Consider the following 21,086-nt stretch of genomic DNA (forward strand, 5'->3'; position numbering starts at 1 on the left):
TGGGCGCACAGCGGCGTGCGTCGGCGTACGCGACGGAGAAACCGGTGCGGGGAAGTCGGCCAGATCGAAGCCTGCCTGAAATCTTCCTTTATCCCCCTTCCTCACCGTACGCGCAACTCGCCTGCCCCGCATGGCGGAAGTGGGGTCCTGAGCCCCCTCACTCCCCTGGTCGCGGCGGGCTGGCGACCGTGCGGCCGCCCCCGGACAGTGACCGGAGTGCCGGCACGCCGGCAGAGACCCACCGAGAATCCCGCCCCGCCCCGGAAGGCCCCCGATGTCCGGACCCGTGGAACCCGTGCCCGACTGCGCGGACGACCCGACCGGCGCGCTGCGCGCCATGTTCGTGGACCTCGTGCAGGGCGGACGGATCGCACAGGGGCAGGAACCCGCGCTGCGCCCCGTCTTCCTCAAGGCCCACGGCTCCGCCCGTGGCGTCCTCACCGTCGACGCGGGCCTGCCCGAGGAGCTGCGCGTCGGTTTCCTGGAGGAGGCCAGGGCGCGGGGCGGCCTGACCGCGTGGGTGCGGTTCTCCAGCGACACCGTGCCCTCCCGGTCCGATCTGCGCACCACTCTGGGTGTCGGGATCAAGCTCTTCGGGGTCCCCGGCACGAAGCTCCTGGCGGACCGGAGCGCCGCGGACACCCAGGATCTGCTGCTCCAGAACCATGACGTGTTCTTCGTCGACACCGCCCGCGACATGTGCGAGTTCACCCGGGCCGGGGTGGTCGACAACACGCTCCAGACCTATCTGGACAGCCATCCGGTCACCCGTACCGTGCTGCTGGACATGGCCAAGGCCGAGGAGAGCGCGCTGACGGCCACGTACTGGAGTGTGCTGCCGTACGGCTTCGGGGACGAGCGGCACATCAAGTACAAGCTCGTCCCGGCGGGCTGCCCGGAGGGCGATCCGCAGGCCGTGCCGCCCGACGAGGACCCGTCCTTCCTCCGTGGCGACCTGCGGCACCGGCTGGCCGCCGGGGAGGCTGCCTTCGACCTGTTCGTACAGGTGCGCACCGATCCGGAGCGGATGCCTCTGGACCGGGCCACCGTCCGCTGGGAGGAGGCGGAGAGCGCCCCGGTCCGGGTGGCCCGGCTGACCCTGCATCAGCAGAGCACGGAGGCCCGTGGCCAGGCGGCGTACGGCGAGAACCTCGCTTTCAACCCCTGGCACTCCCTGCCCGAGCACCGCCCGGTCGGCAGTATCGCCGAGGCCCGCCGCGAGGTGTACCGCGCCTCGGCCACCCGGCGGCGCGACGCCAACGGCGTCCCGACGACCGAGCCCGGTCCCGCCCGGCCCGCCTCCACCGAGCCGCCGGGCCGCGACACCCGCATCGTCCGCGCGGCCATCCACCCGGCGATCGGCGTGGCCCGGGTCGGCGACAGCGCCGAGGGCTTCTTCCTCGCCCCCGAGGTCGACGAGGCGCCCGCCGAGGCGGTCTACAAGGACGCCACCGGAGCCCTGAAACGACAGGCGGTCCGCTTCAGGGTGTACGGCTTCAACGCGGCCGGGCAGCCCGTCGCGGAGCTGACCGCGGACAACGCCGATCTGCTCTGGACCGTGCACGTGGCCAACAAGAAGGGGGCCTGGTACCAGTTCCAGCTGGCGCTGGACATCCCGGAGGCCGACGAGGCGCCCCCGAGCAAGCTGCGCAATCCCCTGGTCCGGCCCCGGAGCCGGCTGGTCATCGACCCGGGCTCCCGGTCGGTGCGCGGCCGTGACCGGGCCGGTCTCACCGGGCTCCGGTTCGACACCGGCACGTTCCTCGGCACCCCCGTGTACCTGGGCGAGCTGCGCACGGACCGGGCCGGCCGGCTGCTCTTCCTCGGCGGCCGGGGTGCGGCGGCCTCGGCGGACGGCCTCCCGGCGACGGACTTCGCCAACAACGACGGCTGGCACGACGACGTCGCCGACGGGCCGGTGCGGGCCGAGGTCCGGATCGACGGGCGTTCCATCCCCGTCGAACCGGCCTGGGTCGTCGTCGCGCCCCCGGACTACGCGCCGGGCCTCAAGTCCGTCCGCACGCTGTACGACCTGCTCCGCGACACGTACGTGAAGGCCGGCCTGCTGCCGCGCCCGCAGGTGGTGTCCTTCACCCAGGACGTCCTGCCGGTGCTGCGGCGGCTGTGCGACCTGCAGTGGGTCAACCACGGGCTCGCCGTCCAGTTCGGCCACGGCGGCCGTGACCATCTGCTGGCGCCCGAGCGGCTCGCCCGGCTGGCGAGCAAGGACCCGGCGCACAAGGAACTGCGCCGCCAGGTCTGGGCGTCCCTGCGGCACCTCGACCGCGACGGCATGTCGACCGTGCCCTGGCCGCCGGTGTACGGCGATGCCATGAGTCTGCCGCCGGTCTCGCCGCGCCAGCATCTCGCCCTCTCACCACTCCAGTACGACCTCCTGACGCGCTGGATGAACGGGGCGTTCGTCGAGGACTTCCGGCCGGCCGCCAGGCCGGTGACCAGGCTGGACGACGTGCCGCTCGCCGAGCGTCCCGCGACGCTCGACCGGGCCGCGCTGTCGTTCTGCCTCGCCGACGCCTTTCACCCCGGCTGTGAACTCACCTGGCCGATGCGGCACGCCACGCTGTACTCGGCGCCGTTCCGGATCAAGCACCGCCAGACGGGGCTGCCCGACCAGCAGTACGGGAGTGTGCTGACGCCGCAGGCCGCGCTCGCTGTCGACGGCCCGCTGTACGCACAGGGCCCCGGCCACCTCACCCGGTGGATGGCCGTCCCCTGGCACACCGACACGGCGAGCTGCCGCTCCGGCTACGACCAGGGGTTCGGGCCCCGCTACGACCCGTATCTGCCGACGTTCTGGCCGGCCAGGGTGCCCAATCACGTCCTGGCCGAGGAGGACTACGCGATCGCGATGGACCCCGCGCGGCCGCAGGAGGAGCGGCGGCTCGCCTTCGAGCGCCGGTCGGTGTGGCTGCGCTGGCTGCCCACCGGCTACGAGACCCAGATCAACGAGATGGTCCGGGACTTCGGCAGGCTCGGGATCGTCGAACGCCGTCCCGGACCGCTGGACACCCCGGGGCTTCCGGAGACGATGATGGTGGAGTCCGAGGTGACGTTCACTCCTGAGGCGGCACCGCCCCGCGAACGGAATCTCATCACTGTGCACGTGCCGGAGGCCGTGGATCCGGAGGTCCGGGCCGACGCGGTGGCCGCGGCCGCGGCGTTGGCCGAGCCCCCCGACGAGGAGATCTCGGCCGGCTACATCTCCAAGGTCACCCGCTTCCCGGGCCACCGGTGACGGACGGCTGCGACGTGGTCGTGGCGGGCGCCGGGCCGGCCGGGTCGGTCGCGGCGCTGTGCCTGGCCCGCGCGGGCCACCGCGTCCTGCTCCTCGATCCCCTGTCCGGTGACCGCCGGTCCGGTGACCGTCCGGCGGTGCCCGCCGGGCCGGCTGCCACGGCTGCTTCCGACGGACCGCCGAACGACCTTTCGCACCGCGGGGAGGTACGCCCGTACCGGATCGGCGAGGCGCTGCCGCCCGCCGCGCGGCCCCTGCTGCGTGACCTCGGGCTGCTGGCGGGGCTCGACGCCGACGGACACCTGCCCTGCACCGGCACCGAAGCGGCGTGGGGCTCCGGGGAGCTGTACGGGCGCGAGAACGTCCTGGACCCGCACGGGCCCGGCTGGCATCTGGACCGCGTCCGGTTCGACGCGTTCCTGCGCGGCGCGGCCGAGCGGGCCGGAGCCCGGCCCGTGTGCGGCGTGGCGGTGCGCCGGACCGGACAGCCGGGCGCGTGGCGGCTGGTCGTGCGGGAGCGCGGGGTCGAGCGGGAGGCGCCCTGCCGGTGGGTGGTGGACGCCACCGGTCGGCGCGCGGTGATCGCCCGGCGCGGAGCCGTACCGCTGCGGCAGGACCGGCTCGTCGCCGCGTACGCCGTGCTGTCCGGCCCCGCACCGGCCGACCAGGACCTGCGCACGCTCGTCGAGGCGGCGCCCGAGGGCTGGTGGTACACCGCGCGCGTGCCGGCCGGGCGGCTGGTCGCCCATCTCACCGATCGTGACCTCGCCGACCCCCGGCTCCGTACCACCGCCGGGTTCCTGGAGCGGGTGGCTCGCACCCGGCACGTACGGACCCGGTTGGACGGCTACGTCACCGGGTGGGCGTCCCACCGCGAGGACTGTGTGGCCGGTTGGCCGCCGGACCGGGACGGTGACGCGGCAGGGTGGCCGTCCGGCCCGCGCTGGGCGCCGGCCCATGGACAGCGGCTCGCCCCGCCGGCCGGTCCGGGCTGGGTGGCGGCGGGCGACGCCGCGCTCGCCTGCGACCCGCTGTCCTCCCAGGGGATCCTGACGGCCCTGCACACCGGCGTCCGCGCGGCGCGGGCCGTCGACCGCTGCCTGCGCGGTGGTGGCCGCGGCGAGGAGGACGCCCTCGCGGAGTACGGCGCCTTCGTCGACGGGGTCGCGGAACGCTACCTCGCGCACCACGCGCGGGCCTACGCGGACGAACGCCGCTGGCCGTCGGCCCCGTTCTGGGCACGGCGCCGTCCGGCGGTCCTCGCGAGATCCCTCCCGAAGCCGGGCCTCACGCCGGGTTGAGGCAGATGTTCTGCGTGGTGCCGGACATGGTCGCCTGGTCCAGGACGACGAGTCGGTTGACGTAGCCCTCGCGCATGACGAGCACCGAGTACGCCGACCACATGCCGTCGACGAGGGCGATGAACTGGGCGTTGGCGTCGAAGGTGTACGTGTTGAACCCGTCCGTGATCCAGGACCACGGCAGCAGCATCTCGTTGGAGCAGTCCCGCAGGATCAGGGTCACGACCCACGGGAAGTGGAAGTCGGCGCCCTCGGTGTCGGCCCGCTCGGCACCGAACACGGTTCCGCCGTCGAAGACCCCGCTCTTGCGCCCGCTGCCGGAGGCCTGTTCCGCGACCGCGGCGAACCGCTTGTGCATGGGGTTCCGCAGGCGCGCGGTCGAGCCGTGGCCCTCCGCCTGGCGCAGGGACAGGCGGACGAACGCGGTGAGTTTCGCGGCGAGGTCGGCCTCGTCGTAGACGGGGAACAGCTCGGGGGGCGCACACGGCTGGTCCGGGAAGTCGGGCGGGAAGAGGGGCGGGAACCCGGGCGGGAACCCGAGCGTGCCCGCGTCCGTACCCTGGGCGGCCAGCTTCTTCAGGAGGTCGTCCCAGTCCACGAGGGGCATGGGCAGGCCGCGGAGCAGGGCACCCAGCTCGTAGACGAGTGCGGTCTCGGGGTGGGCCATCAGCAGCTGGGCCTCGAACGACGGTCCCTGGGGCACGTCGGCGTTCTGGTTCACCATCACCATCACCCTCTTCTGGTTGACGGGTGTACCGCTTGGAGGAGGAGAGGCCCGGCGCGCGGAGATCGTCCGGAGGCGAGCCGGGCGGGAGGGAGAACGCACCAAGGGCCGAGCAGGGGCCGTTGCCTTCCGCGGCTCCACGGCAGCCTGCGCTGGGGCACTCCTTGTGCGGACACTCCCAGTCTCACCCTGGCTGATCAGGCTCGCAAACGCGGTCCGCACCACGCTCCGGCTCCGCTCGGCGCGCCGCCTCCCGCCCCCTGCCGTACCGTGGAAGGTGCCTGCTCGACTCGGTCGTGCCCCGCCAACGCACCCTGGGGGAAGGGCAGATGACGACCCTCACTCCTCCTCAGCTGCGACTGCTCGGCCAGTTCCGTCTGGAGTTCCCCGCCGGACCGGTGGACCTGTGCGGCAACGCGCAACGACTTCTCGCCTTCCTGGGGCTGCGCAGACGGGTCAGCCGCAGCGTCCTCGCCGGAACGCTGTGGCCGGACGTCACCGAGGAGCACGCACGAGGCAGCCTGCGCACGAGCCTGTGGAAGCTGCCGCACGGCGACCGCCCGCTCGTCCGGTGCGGTGGCGAGTCCGTGGAACTCACCGACACCCTGCGGGTCGACGCCCACACGCTGGCCGAGACGGCCCTCAGCGTGGTGCGCGCCGAGGAGCCGCCCCGGCCCGGCCCCGCACCGCTGGTCCTGCTGGGCGGCGGTGAGCTGCTGCCCGGCTGGGACGAGGACTGGGTGCTGCTCGAGCGCGAGCGGCTGCGCCAGCTGCGGCTGCACGCGCTGGACGCGCTGGCGGAGGGCCTGACCCGGCAGGGCAGCCCGGCCCTGGCCCTGGAGGCGGCGCTGGCGAGCGTACGGATCGAGCCCCTGCGGGAGAGTGCGCACCGGGCGGTCGTGGCGGCGCATCTGTCGGAGGGCAACGTGATCGAGGCGGTGCGGCACTATCGCGCGTACCGGGTGCTGCTCCGGAACGAGCTGGGCCTCGAGCCCTCCACACAGCTCACCCGGATGATCCCGCCCGCGCATCGGTGACGGCGGAGTGACACGGTGCTGACGACGTCTGCCTAGCGTTCCTGATGGACGAAAGGGCGCGAAAGCGGTCCGGAAGGAGCTTTCCATGACGACGCTTCTCGCATACCGGAGCAACCGGATCGTCGAGCTGATGGAGGAGCCCGCCGAGCGCCGCGACGCGGACTGGCTGAAGGAGTCTCTCCAGCAGGCGATGCTGCTGGAACTCGCCACGCTGCCGCCGTACTTGTGCGCGATGTGGTCCATCGAGCCGCAGAGCGGGGACGTGTTCAAGGCCTTCAGGCGGATCGTCTTCGACGAGATGTCCCACCTCGGTCTGGCCGGAAACATGCTCACCACCATCGGTGGAGTCCCCCGCCTCGCCGATGCCCGTACGGTGCCGGCGTACCCCGGCCCGCTCCCCGGCGGCGTACGCCCGTCGCTGAACGTCTTCCTGAGCGGGCTAACGAAGGAGTCACTGGATCTGTTCGCGCGGATCGAGGAGCCCGACGACCCGATCGCGGAGGCCCGTTCGCACACCTCCATCGGCGCGTTCTACACGGCGATCCTGGAGGCGTTCCGGGACCACGCGGCTTTGATCACCGGGGCCCATCAGCTCGTGCGGGACATGGCACACCACGGCGCGGGCAACAGCCTCGTCGCGCTGAACTCGCCGGCTGACGTCGAGGCGGCCATCGACGTGATCAAGGAACAGGGCGAGGGCACCACCGCCTCGCCGGAGAACCCGCACCCCGGAGAGAGCGGCGAGCTCGCCCATTTCTACGTCTTCCGGCAGCTCTTCCACGGCCGCAAGCTGGTCAAGGTCGCCGAGAACCCGGACCGGTGGGATTTCACCGGGGACGTGATCGCGATGCCGGTCACCCGCCCGATGGGCAGGGTGCCCGAAGGCGGCTGGGGAGGACCCGGGCAGCCGGCCCCCGACGCCGCTGCGCAGGACCTGCTGGACCGGGGCAACCAGGCGTACAGCAGGATGCTGCGCGCACTGGAGGATGCCTGGCAGGCGGCGGACGCGGACACGGCGGACGGCCTGCTCGGCGACGCCGTCGGCGAGATGATCGGTCTCAAGAGCCCGGCCCGGTCCCTGATGACCCGCGAAGTCCCGGGCAGCGGCGGCAGGACCTACGGACCGGAGTTCCGGTACGTCGACGCATAGGACCGGCCGCGGCCGCCCCGGAGAGGAACGAGTGCCATGAGCGAGCAGGGTTCGGGCCCGGGTCAGGGTCGTTTCGAGGTCCCGCCGGATCTCCCCGTCGACGGGAGCGCGGACCGGGAACCGGAGGGATTCCGGGTGCCGCAGTACCCGCCGTCGCAGGAGAGCCGCGCGGCGCTGGAACGGGCGAGCGGCCTGAGGGACACCAGGATCAAGGACGCCCAGGAGGCCGTGACCGCCGCCCTGTTCACCGATGCGCGGGCCCGGTACGCGAGCGGCACACCACGGACGGCGGACACCCTCCAGGGGGTCGGCGCCATCCAGGGCGTCGGCGCCGGCATGAGCGTTCCCGGCGAAGGGGCGCCCGGCACGGAGGTCCTGAGCGTGTGCGTGGCGGAGCCCACGGCGGCGAGCGACGTCCGGGAGCTCGTCGTCGACGCGTTCGGTGTCCGCGCGGCCGGAGACCTCCCCCTGCGGGTGGTGCACAGCGGTCTGATCCAGCTCCAGACCCACACCCACCGCCAGCGGCGGGCGCCCGGCGGCATCTCCGTAGGCCATCACACCGGTGTTCAGGGCACTCTGGGATTCGTCGCGAAGGGCCGCGCCCCCGCCGACGCGAACAAGTTCTTCCTGGTCAGCGCCAACCACGTCATCGCCAACAAGAACGCCGCCGCCTTCGGCTCCTGCATCGTGCAGCCCTCCCCTGCCGACGGCGGCCGCTGCCCCACCGACCGGGTCGCCGTGCTGGACCGCATCCTGGCACTGGACCTGACCTTCTCCTCGCCGAACTGGGCCGACTGCGCCAGGGCCTGGTGCTATCCGGACGAGGTGGTGCAGAGCCCGTCGCAGGTCCACATCGTGCCCGGGTTCGGTCCCCAGCTGTTCGGCATCGGCAGCACGGCCCAGTTCCCCGTCGTGAACACGGTGGTCGGCAAGAGCGGGTGCATCACGCAGATGACGTACGGGAGAGTGGACGTCCCGTCCTGGAACGGCCTCGTCTACGACACGTCCACCTCTCCCCCGACGGCGCTCCCCTTCAACGGGCAGACGCTCATCGTCAGCCCCGGTTACGCCTTCTCCTGGCCCGGGGACTCCGGGGCGGTCGTGTGGAACTACGACGCGGCCGTGAACCCGATCGGCCTCCTCATCGGGGGCAGCCCCGCCGGCGTCTCGATCTCCACTCCCCTGCCGTGGGTCCTCGACTATCTGGACGTCGGTCTGGTCTAGGGGGCCGGGCCGGAGTCACGGCGGCATCTCCTGGACGCGCCGCGCGCTACCGAGCCGCATCGAGGCGTGGGGCCACGCCGTGCCGTGGCGTGCAGCCCTGAGCCGAGCCGCGAGCCGTTCAGCGAACGCGTTCGCTGAACGACGTCGCGAACACGTTCACTGAGCGACCCATCACGGATCCGGACCGCCCGGCCCCGTCTACCCCTCGACGCTGATCGCCCGGACCGGACAGGCGCGGGCGGCCTCGCGGACCAGGGGGCCTCCGCCCTCTTCCCGGCCAGGAACCACCGTCCCGAACCCGTCGTCGTCCTGGGTGAAGAAGTCCGGGGACGTCAGGGCGCACTGTCCGGCGCCGATGCAGAGGTCCCCGTCGATGGAGATGCGCATCTGTGCGGTCCTTTCACCACGTGACGGGGAGTTCGAGCATCCCCTGGATCGTGTCGCCCGGCTTGAACGGGATCTCCTCGGCGGGGACGGCGAGCCGCAGCCCCGGGAGCCGGCGGAGCAGGGTCCCGAGCGCGATCTCCATCTCCGCGCGCGCAAGGTTCTGCCCGAGGCACTGGTGGATGCCGAAGCCGAAGGCCAGGTGGTGCCGGGCCGAGCGCGACCAGTCCAGACTGTCGGGATCGGCGTAGGCGGCGCCGTCCCGGTTGATGACGGAGGTCGAGAAGACCACGCCCTCCCCGGCGCGGATGACCGTGCCGTCGATCTCCACGTCCTCGCGGGCGACCCGCAGGAGCCCGTCCGCGATCGACAGGAACCGCAGCAGTTCCTCGACGGCCGCCGGTACGAGACCGGGGTCGGCCCGGAGCTCGGCCAGCCGCTCGGGGTGGCGCAGGAGTGTGTACGTACCGAGGGAGATCATGTTCGCGGTGGTCTCGTGGCCCGCGATCAGCAGGATCGTGGCGAGCTGGACCAACTCCTCACGGTCGGGCCCGCCCGGCTCCCGTTGCCGCGCCACCAGGTCGTCGAGCACGCCCTCGCCCGGCTTGCGCCGCTTGCGTTCGACCAGGTCGCCCAGATAGCCCTCGAGCTGGGCGAGCGCGTCCTCGGTGTCCGCGCCCGTCGGTCCGCGGAGCAGCCGCGCGGACTGCTTCTCGAAGAAGTCGTGGTCCTCGTACGGTACGCCGAGCAGGCCGCAGATCACGATCGAGGGCACCGGCAGCGCGAACGCGCTCACCAGCTCGGCCGGCGGACCCGCGGCCTCCATGGCGTCGAGGAGCCGGTCCACGGTCTCCTGGATGCGGGGGCGCAGCCGCTCGGCACGCTTGAGCGTGAAACTCGGGATCAGCATGCGGCGCTGGACGTTGTGCTCGGGGTCGTCCCAGCCGAGCAGCGCGGCACGTCGGCGTCGGCGCAGGGCCGAGGCCCGCTCGGTCGTGAGCGGGAAGTCCGTCCGGGTGGAGTCGGTGGACAGCCGCGGGTCCGAGAGCAGCGCCCGGCCGGCCGAGTGTCCGCTGACGAGCCACACGGAGCGCCCGTCCCACAGAGTCACCCGCGACAGCGGGCGTTCCTCGCGCAACGGGTCGTAGGCGGTGGGCGGGTGGTAAGGGCAGGTCCGGTTCTGGGGGAACGCCACGGCTTCCGTCATGGGGGCCTCACAAGGGGCGAATCGGTGGCTTGGGGATTCGTTGCCGTCACCACTACATGCCTCAGGCACCTATCTGGTCTACGTGTAGTTCGGCCAATCCACCGGAACGGGGTCATCCATTCGGCGGCAGCCGGGTGGATGCGCGGAAGCCGCGCGTCGGGGAACGTCACGAGCGGCGGCGCGGGAAGGGGAAGCCGTGGGCGAGGGGGCCGTCGGCGGGGGCGCGCGCAGGGGGAAGGCGCGCGCCGCTCGTCGACGGACCGGGTCCGCGGACCCGGTCCGGGCAGCGGTCTTGAACGGCAGGCGCCGTCCCAGGGGTCAGAAGCGCTGTGGAGGCGGCCCGGAAGGGGCGGGTGCCATCGTGGTCAGGACGAAGGCGTGGCCACCGGGGTCGGTGTAGCGGCGCACGTCCGTACGCCGGTCGGTCCGCGTTCCGTCGCGCTCGGCGGCGATGGGCCGAGCCCCGAGCGACACCGCCTCGCGCTCCGCCTCGTCGAGGGCGTCCGGGGCCACGAAGATCTGCAGGTGAGCCTGCTGGGAGTCTTCGGGCCGCGGCCAACTCGGCGGCGCCTGACCGAGGTCACGGCGGATCCCGAGCACGACTCCGGTGTGGCCGGATACGAGAAGCAGGTCGTGGTCGCCTCCCGCGGGTTGCACGGTGGCGCCGAGCAGGGTCGCGTAGAAACGTGCGAGGGGTTCCGGATCGGTGGAGTCGAGGACGAGGACACTGGTCTTGGAGACTGCCATGCAGCCCGTCTGCCCCGCGGGTCCGCGGCCATGCCCCCAGCCCTGACCGGAGAGTCGGGGGAGGCAGAGGGGACCCGGCGGTCCGCTGCGGTGAACCGGCCCGAAGGGGCAGGGTGCGGGCCCCAGGGCCGCCCGCGCTGCGTGTACCGCACGTGCCGCCCGCGAGGGAACCGTGCGGGGGGGGGCGACTCGGGCCCGCTCGCCGGCGCGGAGACATCATCCGGCCGCGACGGGCAAAGCGGTCTGTCATGACGACGCAGACGGGCGCGACCGCGAGACCTTCCTGGCTTCTGGTACTGGTGCCGGCGCAGGTGAGCCTGATGGTGGGGCTGGGCCTCCTGTTGACGAGGGATCCGGTGGCCCGCCTGCTCACCCCTGGGGAGGACCGGGTCAGCCACGCCTTCGCCGCCGGTCGCGCACCCGTGGCCGACGCCGTCTCGGGCGCGCTGTCGGTACTGGCCGGCACCCAGTCGATCGTCGCGGTGACGCTGCTCTGCGTCGCCGCACTGCTGGTCCTGCCGAGTTCACCCCGGTGGGCGGAAGCCGTGTTCCTCGGCACGTCGGTCGCCGTGCAGTCGGCGGTGTTCCTGGTCGTGACCGTCTGTGTGCAACGGCCCCGCCCCGCCGTGCCGCACCTCGACGCGGCGCCGCCCACGTCGAGCTTCCCGTCCGGTCACGTCGGGGCCGCGGCCGCCCTGTTCGGAGGGCTGGCGCTGCTGGCGCTGACGCGTCTGCGGGGCCCCCGGCGGTACGTCGTCGTGACCGCTCTCCTGCTCGTCCCGCCGCTGGTGGGGCTGTCACGGCTCTACCGGGGCATGCACCACCCCAGCGACGTCGTGGGCGGCCTGGTCAACGGCGCCCTGACAGTTCTCGTCGTCGGGTGGGTGTTCCTCGCCTGCGGCGCGCGGGGCGGCGCCGACGACGACCGCGGCCGCCGCAGGTCGACCCCGGTCGTCCGGACGGCCGGGCGGGTCGTCGTCGTCCGGCATCCGCACGTCTGCGACGACGGGCTCGCCGACCGTGTGCGCGCCGTCCTGACGGCCCACGGCCATCAGGAGCAACGGTGGACGACGACCACGGCCGATCAGCCGAGCGGTGAACTCGCCGAGGTCTGTGCCGCCCCGGCGGCGGGCGGAGCCGTGCCGGCCCCCGTCGACCTGGTCGTCGCCTGCGGAGGCGACGGGACCGTACGAGCCTGCGCCGACGTGGTGGCTGGGACCGGGATCCCCCTCGCTGTCGTGCCCTGCGGCACGGGGAACCTCCTCGCCCGGAACCTGGGGCTTCCCTTGGACCCGGTGACGGCCCTGGACGAGGCCATGGGCGGAGAGTGCTTCGGCATCGACGTGGGGCGCGTGCGGGGCGACGGCCTCGAGTCCTCGCGGTTCACCGTCATGGCGGGGGCGGGTTTCGACGCCGCCATGGTCCGCGACGCGTCGCCGCGGCTCAAGGCGCGGCTGGGCTGGGCCGCCTACCTCCTCTCGGCGGCCCGGCACCTCCGGGACCCCCGTACCCGGGTGTCGCTCCGGGTCGACGGCGGACGGCGCCGTCGTCACCGGGCGCGCATGGTCGTCGTCGGAAACGTCGGGACCCTGCAGGGCGGAGTCGAGCTCCTGCCGGGGGCGCGCGCCGACAGCGGACGGCTGGACGTCGTGCTGTTCGACCCGGAGGGCGCGGCCGGGTGGCTCGCCGCGACCGGACACCTGGTGTCCCGAGCCCTGCGGCCGGGCTCCGGCGCATGGCCGCCGAGGGGGCGAACCGCTGCCGACGCGGCGGAGACCGGCCGGCGGTCCGTCGCCGGCGGGGCCCTGACGTACTACCGCGGCCGCCGGATCGACATCCGGTTCGCCGGGGCGCAGCCCCGTGAGATCGACGGGGACACCGTCCCCGACGGCCGCCGGCTGACCGTGGAGGCGGAGCCCGGCGCGCTGCGCGTACGGCTGCCGCGCGCTCCGGGGTCCTCCGCGACGCGGCCCGCGGCCCCCGCCCCGCGCCATGCGCGGCAGAGCTCCGGTGTGCCCCGGGCAGCCGGAGCCCCGGACCTTCCCTCCGGTACCTCCGGTCGTCCCGCCGCAGCCTCGGACCTCCCCCCGGTCTCCGGCCGTCCCGTATCGCCCGAGGTCCTCGCGCCGATCAGGCCGAGGCGCACACAGTCAGGATCATGATGGGCACCGCCACGCGTGTACCGCAGAGACGTGACGTCGCGGGAGAGGAACTGTCCGGCGACGAGGCATGGGCGGCACTGCGCCGCTACGGGGGCTGGCGGCTGGCCAAGGACTCCTTCGTGCGGTTCCGCTACGCCGACGGGTTCAGTCACTCCCGTGCCCTGGCCCTGCAGACCGTGCTGTCCATCGTGCCTCTCGCTATCGCCGTCATCGGCCTGTCCAGCGTGCTGCACACCGAGGACATCGGCCGCGTCGCGGAGCTGACGATACGTCGGATCGCCAGCGGGCCGAGCGCGCAACTGGTCGACGACGCCCTGCGCGAGAGCCGTCGCCACGCCGACGACGGCGGCCAGGCGGCCCTCTGGCTGGGGTTGCTGTTCTCCCTGGCCAACGTGACGACCAGCCTGTGCCAGGTGGAGCGGGGCGCCAATCGCATCTACGGGAACGAGCGCGACCGGCCGTTCCTCCACAAGTACACCCGGGGACTGGTGATGGCCGTGCTCGCCGGGCTGCCGCTGGGGCTCAGCTTCGTCGTCACGGTCCTCGGCAGCAATCTCACACACGCGTTCGCCGAGGTCTACCAGCTCGGGCCCGGCGCCGTCCGCGCCTGGGAGGTCCTGCGCTGGCCGATCGGGATCCTGCTGGCCGTCCTGGCGACCAGCGCGATCTTCCGCCTCTCTCCGCGCCGCGCCCAACCGGGCTACACCTGGCTCGCCTTCGGCGCTGTCGTCTATCTCTTCCTGTGGATCACGGCGACCTGGGCACTGAGCCTGTACGTCGGCGCGAGCGGCTCGTTCACCACCGTCTACGGTCCCCTGAGCGCGATCATGGCCCTGCTGCTGTGGTCCTATCTGACCTCGCTGGCCCTCTTCCTGGGCCTCGCGTTCGCCGCACAGCTGGAGGCCACGCGTGCGGGCGTGCGGGAGCCGTTGGGCCGGGACCCCGGAGTCTGACCACATCGCCCACGAGCAGGCCGCGGCTCACCCACTCGACACGTAGGAAGTCGGCTTCCCCATGGCACAGCGCACCACGCGAACCCGAATGCCCGGCGTCCGGGCCCTGCTACCCCGGCACCGCAGTGCCGACGCGACCTTCGGGACGCGGCTCGTCCTGGCGGCGGTCTCCACCGCCGTGGTGGCCGTCCCCTTCGCGCTCGCGCTGGTCCTGGTCGAGTCCCGGTGGCCGCCGCTGTACCGGCTCGACCGGGCCACGGCCGAGCGGCTGCACCAGACCGCCCTCGAACACCCGGGCTGGGTGGGGTTCCTGGAGTTCCTCACCGGTTACGTGTGGGACCCGGTCGTGATGCGTCTGCTGGTCGCCGTCGTGGTGGTGTGGCTGCTGACCCGCCGCGCGTGGCGGCTGGCCGCCTGGGCCTCCGTCACGGCGGTGGCGGGCGGTCTGATCGGCCTGCTGACGAAGCACGTCGTCGAGCGTGCCCGCCCCCACCTGCCGGACCCGGTGTCCCACGCTCCCGGCTTCTCCTTCCCCTCCGGTCACGCGATGACCGCGACCACCTCCTGCGCCGTCCTCCTGCTGGTCCTGCTTCCCCTGGTGCCCCGTGCCTGGCGTCCGCTGCCCTGGGCGCTCGCCTGCACGGCGGTCCTGGGGGTCGGGTACACGAGGGTCGCGCTCGGGGTGCACTGGGTGAGCGACGTCGTCGGCGGATGGCTGCTCGGCATCACCGTCGTCACGGCGACGACCCTGGTCTTCGAAGCCTGGCGGCTCGACAGCGGGCGCCGGCGGACCACGCCCGCGCAGGGTCTGGAACCCGAGATCTCCTCGGCCGCACCGGAACCGCCCCTTGCCCTGCACCACACGCCGGTTCCCTCGGACGAGCCGAACGATCCGCCCGGTGAATCCCGTCGACCACCCGGGCGCCCCGATTGATCTTCGATCGGCGGGGTAGCCAAGCCGCATGGCCCTCGACAACACATCCACCAGCCCTGCGACCGGCTACGCGCAGCCCGACATCGACGTCCGGACGCTGTCCGCGTTGCTCGACGGCGAGTACGCCGGGATCCGCGACCTCGTCCGATCCAACCTGTCGACGTACGCCTCCCTCTTCGAGGAGGCCGAGGAACTCGACATCGAGGCGTTCCGCGAGCGGGTTCGTGAGGTCGTGGTGGAGATGGCCGCGACGGGCCAGACCGGCATGGGCTTCCCGGCCGCCTACGGCGGGGGCGGCGACGTCGGGGCCTCGATCGCCGCGTTCGAGACGCTGGCCTTCGGCGACCTGTCGGTCCTGGTGAAGGTCGGGGTGCAGTTCGGTCTGTTCGGCGGCGCGATCCTGCATCTCGGCACCGAACGCCACCACGACGCCTATCTGCCACGCCTGATCACGGGTGAGCTGATGGGCTGCTTCGCGATGACCGAGACAGGGCACGGCTCCAACGTCCAGGCCCTCGGCACTGTCGCACGGTACGACGCCGCCCGCCAGGAGTTCGTCGTCACCACGCCCGGCGATCAGGCCCGTAAGGACTACATCGGCAACGCGGCCCGCCACGCCGAACTGGCAGTCGTCTTCGCCCAGCTGGAAGTGGCCGGGAAGTCCCACGGCGTGCACGCCTTCGTCGTACCCGTCCGGGTCGGCGGCGAGCCGGCGCCCGGCGTCCGTATCGAGGACGACGGCCGCAAGATGGGGCTCAACGGCGTCGACAACGGCCGCATCTGGTTCGACGAGGTGCGGGTGCCCCGTGAGGCACTCCTCAACAGGTTCGCCGACGTCAGCCCGGACGGCGTCTACGAGAGCTCGATCGAGAACCCCCAGCGGCGTTTCTTCACCATGCTCGGCACGCTCGTCCAGGGCCGGGTCAGCGTCGGCGGGGCCGGCATCGGCGTAGCCAAGGTCGCCCTGGCGGTCGCCACGAAATACGCAGTCCGGCGGCGGCAGTTCGGTGCGGCCTCGGAGACCGAGGAGCAGGTACTGCTCGACTACGGCCTGCATCAGCGCCGGTTGCTGCCGCTGATCGCCCGGACGTACGCGCTGCACTTCGCTCAGGACACCGTTCGCTCGCACCTGCACGACGTCTTCTCCGGCAGCACGGACGACGCGGAGGCGCGACGTCGGCTCGAGTCACGGGCCGCGGGTCTGAAGGCGATCGCCACCTGGCACGCCACCCGGGTCGTCCAGGAGTGCCGCGAGGCGTGCGGCGGCGCCGGGTATCTCGCCGTCAACCGGTTCGCCGCGCTCAAGAGCGACAGTGATGTCTTCACCACGTTCGAGGGCGACAACCACGTCCTGTTGCAGCTTGTCGCCAAGGGACTGCTCACCGATCAGGCGAGCGCGTTCGAGGACCTCGATCAGGCCGGCATGGTCCGCTACGTCACCGGCCTCGCGGTCGACACGCTCCTGGAGCGGACCTCCGTCCACAAGATGCTCGAACGCGTTCGTGACCTGCTGCCCGGCGGCGACGAGTGGGACCAGGAAGCCGGGCTCCTCGACTCGGAGTACCAGCTCGCCATGGTCCGCTTCCGGGAGGAGCACATGCTGGCCGGACTGGCCCGCCGGATCAAACGCGGGATCGACCAGAAGCGTGATCCCGGTCTGGTCTTCTCACAGGTGCAGGACCACGTCGTCGCTCTCGCCCGCGCCCATGTCGAGCGGCTGGTGACGGAGGCGTTCGTCGACAAGGTACGCGCGATGCCCGACGGCGACGAGAGGGTCGCGCTGGCGTTGCTGTGCGACCTGTTCGCCCTGTCGACGATCGAAGCGGACCGGGCATGGTTCATGGAGCACGGTCGGCTGACCGTGCAGCGTTCCAAGTCGATCAGCCGTGAGGTGAACGACCTCTGCCGCAAGGTCCGGCCCCTCGCCGTCGACCTCGTCGACGCCTGGGGAATCCCGCCCGAGATGCTGCGTGCGCCCGACCTCGTGGGCTGAGCCGTGCAGCCTTCCTGAGGCCGCCTGGGCGCGTACGTTCGCCACGGCTGCCCACCACGCAGTGCGCCCTTCGCCGCGCGCCCTTCGGCCCACGCCCCTCGCCGAGGGGCGTGGGGTCACCTGATGCCGAGTACGCGCACGGCCTCCACGATCAGCTCCCAGAACCCGTCCGTGTCGACCTCCATGCCGACCTCGATGTCGGCGGGGCCGCCGGTCACGCCGTGCAGGTCCACCACCGTCGCGCCCCGTGTGTGGGTGCCGGTCAGCTCGACCCTCACCGCCGCCCTCACCAGGCTGACGAGCGAGGGGTTGATCAGGTGGGCGACGGTGAGCGGGTCGTGCAGCGGGGGCGCGTCGAAACCGTAGACCTCCCGGTAGGTGGACGCGAAGTAGGTGAGAAGGTCGACGCAGAGCCGGCTCAGCGGGGTGCCGAGCCCGGCGATCCGGGCGACGACCTCGGGGGTGGCCCGCACCTGATGGGTGGCGTTGAGACCGAACATCGTCACCGGCAGCCCGCTGCGGAAGACGATGTCCGCGGCTTCCGGGTCGCAGAGGATGTTGAACTCGGCGGCGGGCGTGGTGTTCCCACGTCCCGTCGAGCCGCCCATCAGCACGATCCGCTCGATCCGCGACGCCAGCTCGGGATGGGCGAGCAGGAAGACCGCGATGTTGGTGAGCGGTCCGGTAGGCACCAGCGTCACCGGCGCCGGGTGCGCGAGCAGGGTCTCGCGGATGAGGGTGAGTGCGTCGCGCGGGTCCTGCCGTACCGCAGGCTCGCTCGTACCGAAACCGGGCCCGTCGAGGCCGGAGGAGCCGTGGATGTTCTCGGCGATCCGGCACGGTCCGTGGAGCGGTCGGTCCCGTCCCGCCGCGATCGGCACATCCCTGATCCCGGCCACCGAACACACCCGGCGGGCATTGAGCGTGGTCTTCTCCACGGTCTGGTTGCCCGCGACGGTGGTGATGGCGAGCAGCTCCACGGCGGGGTGCGCGGCGGCCAGCAGGATGTTGAAGGCGTCGTCGTGACCGGGATCGCAGTCGAGGATCACGGGGATAGGCATGTCCTCACCGTCCCACACGGGTGCCATGGCGCGAAGGGAAGACGACGCCGATTCCCCCGTCGTTCAGTACCGTACGGAGCGGTCGTTCCGTGCCGTACGGAGCGCCGGAAGGGGATGCGCGATGGCCGGTCTGAGGCTGGGTCCACTCCTGCGTCACGTGGACTGGGAGTCGGGCACGAGCGCGACGGTCTGGGTCGAGACCGACCGGGCGTGCACGGCGGAGGTCCGGTGCCCGGGCGGCGCCGGAGGTTCGGCTCCCACGTTCCGCGTCAGCGGCCATCACTACGCGGTGGTGGTGGTGACCGGACTCGCCCCCGGGTCCGCCACGCCGTACGAGGTGCTGCTCGACGGCGAGCGGGTGTGGCCCCTCGCGGAGTCGTCCCAGCCGCCCAGCACCATCCGTACGCCGTCGGTTCCGGCGACGGGCGCGGTGGTCGCCTTCGGTTCGTGCCGGTGGGCGGCACCTGCCATGGGCCGGCCCGATCCGGTGGGCCCCGACGTGCTCGACACGCTCTCCGCCCGGCTCGCCGCCGACCCGGAGGCCGAGCGTCCGGATGTTCTGCTCCTCCTCGGCGACCAGGTGTACGCGGACGAGACGTCCGCCGACACCCGTGCCTGGATCTCCCGGCATCGGCGGGCGGCCGGCACCGGCGCCACCGCCCCGCCGGACCAGGTCGCCGACTACGAGGAGTACACCCACCTCTATGACGAGTCCTGGGGCGACCCTGAACTGCGCTGGCTGCTCTCGACCGTACCCAGCTGCATGGTCTTCGACGACCACGACGTCATCGACGACTGGAACACGAGCGCCGCCTGGGTGGCCGAGATGCGTGCGACGCCTTGGTGGCACGAGCGGATCACCGGCGGTCTGATGTCGTACTGGGTCTACCAGCATCTCGGGAACCTCTCCCCCGCCGAGCTCGCCGACGACGAGCTCTACGCGGCGGTGCTGGCGGCCGACGACGGAACGGAGGTGCTGCGCGCGTTCGCCGAACGCGCCGACGCCGACCCGGCGACGGTGCGCTGGAGCTACCGAAGGGACTTCGGCCGCACCCGGCTGCTGATGGTCGACACCCGGGCGGCGCGGGTGCTGGAGGAGCGGCACCGGTCGATGCTGGACGCCGAGGAGGCGGCCTGGCTGAGGACGCAGGCGTTCGACGACCTGGGCGCCGTCGACCACCTCCTGATCGGTACCTCCCTCCCGTGGCTGCTGCCCCCCATGGTCCACTTCGCGGAGGGCTGGCACGCGGCGCTCTGCCGGGGCGAACGCGGGCCGCGCTGGGCGCGCTTCGGCGAGTGGCTGCGCCGGCGGGCCGACCTGGAGCACTGGGCGGCGTTCACCTCGTCGTTCCGGAGACTGACGGAGACGGTCGCCGAAGTGGGGCGGGCGGACGCCGCACCGGCCACGGTGTGCGTGCTCTCCGGGGACGTGCACCACGCGTACGTGGCGGAGCCCGTCTGGACCGAGGGGCGGCAGCTGCGCTCCCGTGTCTTCCAGTTCACCTGCTCTCCGCTGCACAACTCGGTGCCCGCGGCCATGCGGGCCGCGTTCCGTTTCGGCTGGAGCCGGTTCGCCAAGGGGATCGGGCATCTCCTCGCCCGCCATGGGCGGGTCGCGAGGCCGGCGGTCCGGTGGGCACGCACCGGCGGGCCGTGGTTCGGCAATCAGTTGATGACGCTGACTCTGCGGGGCCGTACGGCGCGGCTGCGGTTGGACAAGGCCTCGGCCGGCGCGAAGCGGGGGCGCCGCGGGACCGACCGTGCCGGCGCGCGGCTCACGGGCGTCCTCGACCGGCCCCTGACGGACGGACGGTGACCGCCCGTCCGGGACCAGGGCGAGCAAGGGCGTGCGGAGTGGTGGGTGGCGCGGGGTGACACCAGTCGGACGAACGTCACGGCGTGCGCCGCACGTCGTGAGCCGGCTGGGGGAATCGGGCACGGGCAGACGTCCGTACGGTGATGGCGGTGCCGCCGGAGTCCGGGCTTCGGGGTCAGCCCCGTAGGGTGGCGATGGCCTTCTCGATGCGCCGACGGCGCGTCTCGGGCTTCTTCGCGCTCTCGACGGCGCGCACATGCTCGCGCTTACGGCTGTACGAGAGGTTGTCGTACGCGGCGCGGGCGACGGGGTCGTCGTCCAGGGCGCGGGCGAAGTCCTCCGGCTCGACGACGACGCGCGGTTCGGTGTCGAGTTCCACCTCGACCTCGACCTCCTCACCGATCGCGACACCCGCGGCCTGCCGGTGGGCGTTGCTGAGGCCGAGCAGGTGGCGGCCTCGGAGGAGGGCGACCCGGCTCTTCCAGGAGTGCCCGTTGAGCGTGATCGTCACGGGTGGCCGCGCGCCGCCACCGAGCGCGGCGACCACCTCGGGCGGAACCTCCAGGCCCCGCATGGGCTCCGGCGGCTCGACGTAGGCCGAAAACCTCATGATCTGGCTCCTGCCGTTCTGTCGGCGCGGCTACTCGGCGTAGGGCTGGTCGGTTCCCTGGTCGCTGTGGCCGAGGCTCCAGACATAGCCGTCCGGGTCGGCGAAGGTACCGCCGTATCCGCCCCACGGCAGAGCTCCGGCGGGCTTGAGGACCGTGGCCCCGGCCTTCGCGGCCTCGGTCATGATCTCGTCGACCCGGGCCTCGCTGCGGACGACGTAGGTCAGGACCAGTCCGCTGAAGCCGCTGCCTTCCGGGTCCGTGCCCACCTGGTGGGCCAGGCCCTCTCGGCTGTAGAAGCCGACGGGCGAGGCGCCGTCCGATGCGAAGAACACCGAGATGCCGTAGTCGTTCTCGATCTTCCAGCCGAGTCCCTCGGTGTAGAACTGCTTGGCCCGGTCCATGTCCCGGACACCGAGGAGGATCGAGCTGACGTGTGCCTTCATGGCGTGCTCCTTAGCACTGCGGAGGGGTGGGTGCCGGACATCCGGGCCGGGGCACGGATGTCCTCTCGGTGGGTCCTGCCGGT

General features: G+C 72.5%; 17 protein-coding genes. 10 read left to right on the forward strand and 7 right to left on the reverse strand.

From position 1 onward, the window contains the following. Positions 1-274: 274 nt before the first annotated feature. Together OG392_RS01225 and OG392_RS01230 are read left to right on the forward strand one after the other, a co-directional pair. Positions 275-3,256, forward strand: coding sequence for a LodA/GoxA family CTQ-dependent oxidase (locus OG392_RS01225; RefSeq protein WP_329274484.1), 2,982 nt, complete (start codon positions 275-277; stop codon positions 3,254-3,256). Beyond that, complete coding sequence (locus OG392_RS01230) at positions 3,253-4,557, forward strand: FAD-dependent monooxygenase (RefSeq protein ID WP_329274487.1); 1,305 nt, start codon at positions 3,253-3,255, stop codon at positions 4,555-4,557. Before OG392_RS01225 ends, OG392_RS01230 begins: the two co-directional genes overlap by 4 nt. Here OG392_RS01230 and OG392_RS01235 read toward each other — a convergent pair. Next, on the reverse strand, positions 4,544-5,281 hold the full coding sequence (locus OG392_RS01235) for a hypothetical protein (RefSeq protein WP_329274489.1): 738 nt from the start codon (positions 5,279-5,281) through the stop codon (positions 4,544-4,546). The two genes, OG392_RS01230 and OG392_RS01235, sit on opposite strands and share 14 nt — an antisense overlap. Before the next feature lie 329 nt (positions 5,282-5,610). Here OG392_RS01235 and OG392_RS01240 point away from each other — a divergent pair, with 329 nt between their 5' ends. The 3 genes from OG392_RS01240 to OG392_RS01250 all read left to right on the forward strand — a co-directional run bounded on the left by OG392_RS01240 (position 5,611) and on the right by OG392_RS01250 (position 8,692). After that, positions 5,611-6,318 carry an AfsR/SARP family transcriptional regulator gene (locus OG392_RS01240; protein WP_329274491.1) on the forward strand — a complete coding sequence of 236 codons (708 nt, stop codon included), beginning with the start codon at positions 5,611-5,613 and terminating at the stop codon, positions 6,316-6,318. Positions 6,319-6,403: 85 nt separating this feature from the next. Then, complete coding sequence (locus OG392_RS01245) at positions 6,404-7,468, forward strand: ferritin-like domain-containing protein (RefSeq protein WP_329274492.1); 1,065 nt, start codon at positions 6,404-6,406, stop codon at positions 7,466-7,468. 36 nt (positions 7,469-7,504) lie between these two features. Beyond that, positions 7,505-8,692, forward strand: coding sequence for a hypothetical protein (locus OG392_RS01250; RefSeq protein ID WP_329274495.1), 1,188 nt, complete (start codon positions 7,505-7,507; stop codon positions 8,690-8,692). A gap of 198 nt (positions 8,693-8,890) precedes the next feature. Here the strand turns inward: OG392_RS01250 and OG392_RS01255 are convergent, their stop codons facing one another. From OG392_RS01255 to OG392_RS01265, 3 genes are all read right to left on the reverse strand, one after another. After that, positions 8,891-9,079, reverse strand: a complete 189-nt coding sequence (locus OG392_RS01255) for a ferredoxin (RefSeq protein WP_329274497.1) — start codon at positions 9,077-9,079, stop codon at positions 8,891-8,893. A gap of 13 nt (positions 9,080-9,092) precedes the next feature. Next, entirely contained in the window at positions 9,093-10,283 is a 1,191-nt protein-coding gene (locus OG392_RS01260) for a cytochrome P450 (RefSeq protein ID WP_329274499.1), read from the reverse strand. Positions 10,284-10,601: 318 nt separating this feature from the next. Next, positions 10,602-11,030, reverse strand: coding sequence for a VOC family protein (locus OG392_RS01265; protein ID WP_329274502.1), 429 nt, complete (start codon positions 11,028-11,030; stop codon positions 10,602-10,604). 248 nt (positions 11,031-11,278) lie between these two features. On the opposite strand from OG392_RS01265, the gene OG392_RS01270 reads away from it, so the two are divergent. From OG392_RS01270 to OG392_RS01285, 4 genes are all read left to right on the forward strand, one after another. Continuing rightward, the gene (locus OG392_RS01270; RefSeq protein ID WP_329274504.1) at positions 11,279-13,192 is read left to right on the forward strand and encodes a diacylglycerol kinase family protein; all 1,914 of its coding nucleotides are present in this window, start codon (positions 11,279-11,281) and stop codon (positions 13,190-13,192) included. After that, positions 13,192-14,145 carry a YihY/virulence factor BrkB family protein gene (locus OG392_RS01275; protein ID WP_329287005.1) on the forward strand — a complete coding sequence of 318 codons (954 nt, stop codon included), beginning with the start codon at positions 13,192-13,194 and terminating at the stop codon, positions 14,143-14,145. The genes OG392_RS01270 and OG392_RS01275 overlap by 1 nt, the downstream gene beginning before the upstream one ends. 61 nt (positions 14,146-14,206) lie before the next feature. Then, positions 14,207-15,079: a phosphatase PAP2 family protein gene (locus OG392_RS01280; protein ID WP_329274506.1), complete on the forward strand. Its 873-nt coding sequence runs from the start codon at positions 14,207-14,209 to the stop codon at positions 15,077-15,079. 28 nt (positions 15,080-15,107) lie between these two features. Beyond that, complete coding sequence (locus OG392_RS01285) at positions 15,108-17,072, forward strand: acyl-CoA dehydrogenase family protein (RefSeq protein WP_329274508.1); 1,965 nt, start codon at positions 15,108-15,110, stop codon at positions 17,070-17,072. A gap of 116 nt (positions 17,073-17,188) precedes the next feature. Here the strand turns inward: OG392_RS01285 and OG392_RS01290 are convergent, their stop codons facing one another. After that, positions 17,189-18,133 carry a nucleoside hydrolase gene (locus tag OG392_RS01290; protein WP_329274510.1) on the reverse strand — a complete coding sequence of 315 codons (945 nt, stop codon included), beginning with the start codon at positions 18,131-18,133 and terminating at the stop codon, positions 17,189-17,191. A 121-nt stretch (positions 18,134-18,254) separates the two neighbouring features. On the opposite strand from OG392_RS01290, the gene OG392_RS01295 reads away from it, so the two are divergent. Continuing rightward, a complete protein-coding gene (locus OG392_RS01295; protein ID WP_329274514.1) occupies positions 18,255-19,949 on the forward strand; it encodes an alkaline phosphatase D family protein in 1,695 nt (564 codons plus the stop codon). 175 nt (positions 19,950-20,124) lie between these two features. Here OG392_RS01295 and OG392_RS01300 read toward each other — a convergent pair whose 3' ends face one another. Both OG392_RS01300 and OG392_RS01305 read right to left on the reverse strand, forming a co-directional pair. After that, the gene (locus OG392_RS01300) at positions 20,125-20,559 is read right to left on the reverse strand and encodes a YdeI/OmpD-associated family protein (RefSeq protein WP_329274517.1); all 435 of its coding nucleotides are present in this window, start codon (positions 20,557-20,559) and stop codon (positions 20,125-20,127) included. 30 nt (positions 20,560-20,589) lie between these two features. Continuing rightward, entirely contained in the window at positions 20,590-21,003 is a 414-nt protein-coding gene (locus tag OG392_RS01305; RefSeq protein WP_329274520.1) for a VOC family protein, read from the reverse strand. Between the last annotated feature and the right edge of the window lie 83 nt (positions 21,004-21,086).

The sequence above is a fragment of the Streptomyces sp. NBC_00691 genome (genome assembly GCF_036226665.1).
In the GTDB taxonomy this organism is placed as follows: Bacteria; Actinomycetota; Actinomycetes; order Streptomycetales; family Streptomycetaceae; genus Streptomyces.

Bases quoted from the DNA above. Each gene is read 5' to 3' on its own strand.
- OG392_RS01225 (WP_329274484.1), top strand. From the start codon at position 275: ATGTCCGGACCCGTGGAACCCGTGCCCGACTGCGCGGACGACCCGACC.
- OG392_RS01235 (WP_329274489.1), bottom strand. From the start codon at position 5,281: ATGGTGAACCAGAACGCCGACGTGCCCCAGGGACCGTCGTTCGAGGCC.
- OG392_RS01240 (WP_329274491.1), top strand. From the start codon at position 5,611: ATGACGACCCTCACTCCTCCTCAGCTGCGACTGCTCGGCCAGTTCCGT.
- OG392_RS01245 (WP_329274492.1), top strand. From the start codon at position 6,404: ATGACGACGCTTCTCGCATACCGGAGCAACCGGATCGTCGAGCTGATG.
- OG392_RS01250 (WP_329274495.1), top strand. From the start codon at position 7,505: ATGAGCGAGCAGGGTTCGGGCCCGGGTCAGGGTCGTTTCGAGGTCCCG.
- OG392_RS01255 (WP_329274497.1), bottom strand. From the start codon at position 9,079: ATGCGCATCTCCATCGACGGGGACCTCTGCATCGGCGCCGGACAGTGC.
- OG392_RS01260 (WP_329274499.1), bottom strand. From the start codon at position 10,283: ATGACGGAAGCCGTGGCGTTCCCCCAGAACCGGACCTGCCCTTACCAC.
- OG392_RS01265 (WP_329274502.1), bottom strand. From the start codon at position 11,030: ATGGCAGTCTCCAAGACCAGTGTCCTCGTCCTCGACTCCACCGATCCG.
- OG392_RS01270 (WP_329274504.1), top strand. From the start codon at position 11,279: ATGACGACGCAGACGGGCGCGACCGCGAGACCTTCCTGGCTTCTGGTA.
- OG392_RS01275 (WP_329287005.1), top strand. From the start codon at position 13,192: ATGGGCACCGCCACGCGTGTACCGCAGAGACGTGACGTCGCGGGAGAG.
- OG392_RS01280 (WP_329274506.1), top strand. From the start codon at position 14,207: ATGGCACAGCGCACCACGCGAACCCGAATGCCCGGCGTCCGGGCCCTG.
- OG392_RS01285 (WP_329274508.1), top strand. From the start codon at position 15,108: ATGGCCCTCGACAACACATCCACCAGCCCTGCGACCGGCTACGCGCAG.
- OG392_RS01290 (WP_329274510.1), bottom strand. From the start codon at position 18,133: ATGCCTATCCCCGTGATCCTCGACTGCGATCCCGGTCACGACGACGCC.
- OG392_RS01295 (WP_329274514.1), top strand. From the start codon at position 18,255: ATGGCCGGTCTGAGGCTGGGTCCACTCCTGCGTCACGTGGACTGGGAG.
- OG392_RS01300 (WP_329274517.1), bottom strand. From the start codon at position 20,559: ATGAGGTTTTCGGCCTACGTCGAGCCGCCGGAGCCCATGCGGGGCCTG.
- OG392_RS01305 (WP_329274520.1), bottom strand. From the start codon at position 21,003: ATGAAGGCACACGTCAGCTCGATCCTCCTCGGTGTCCGGGACATGGAC.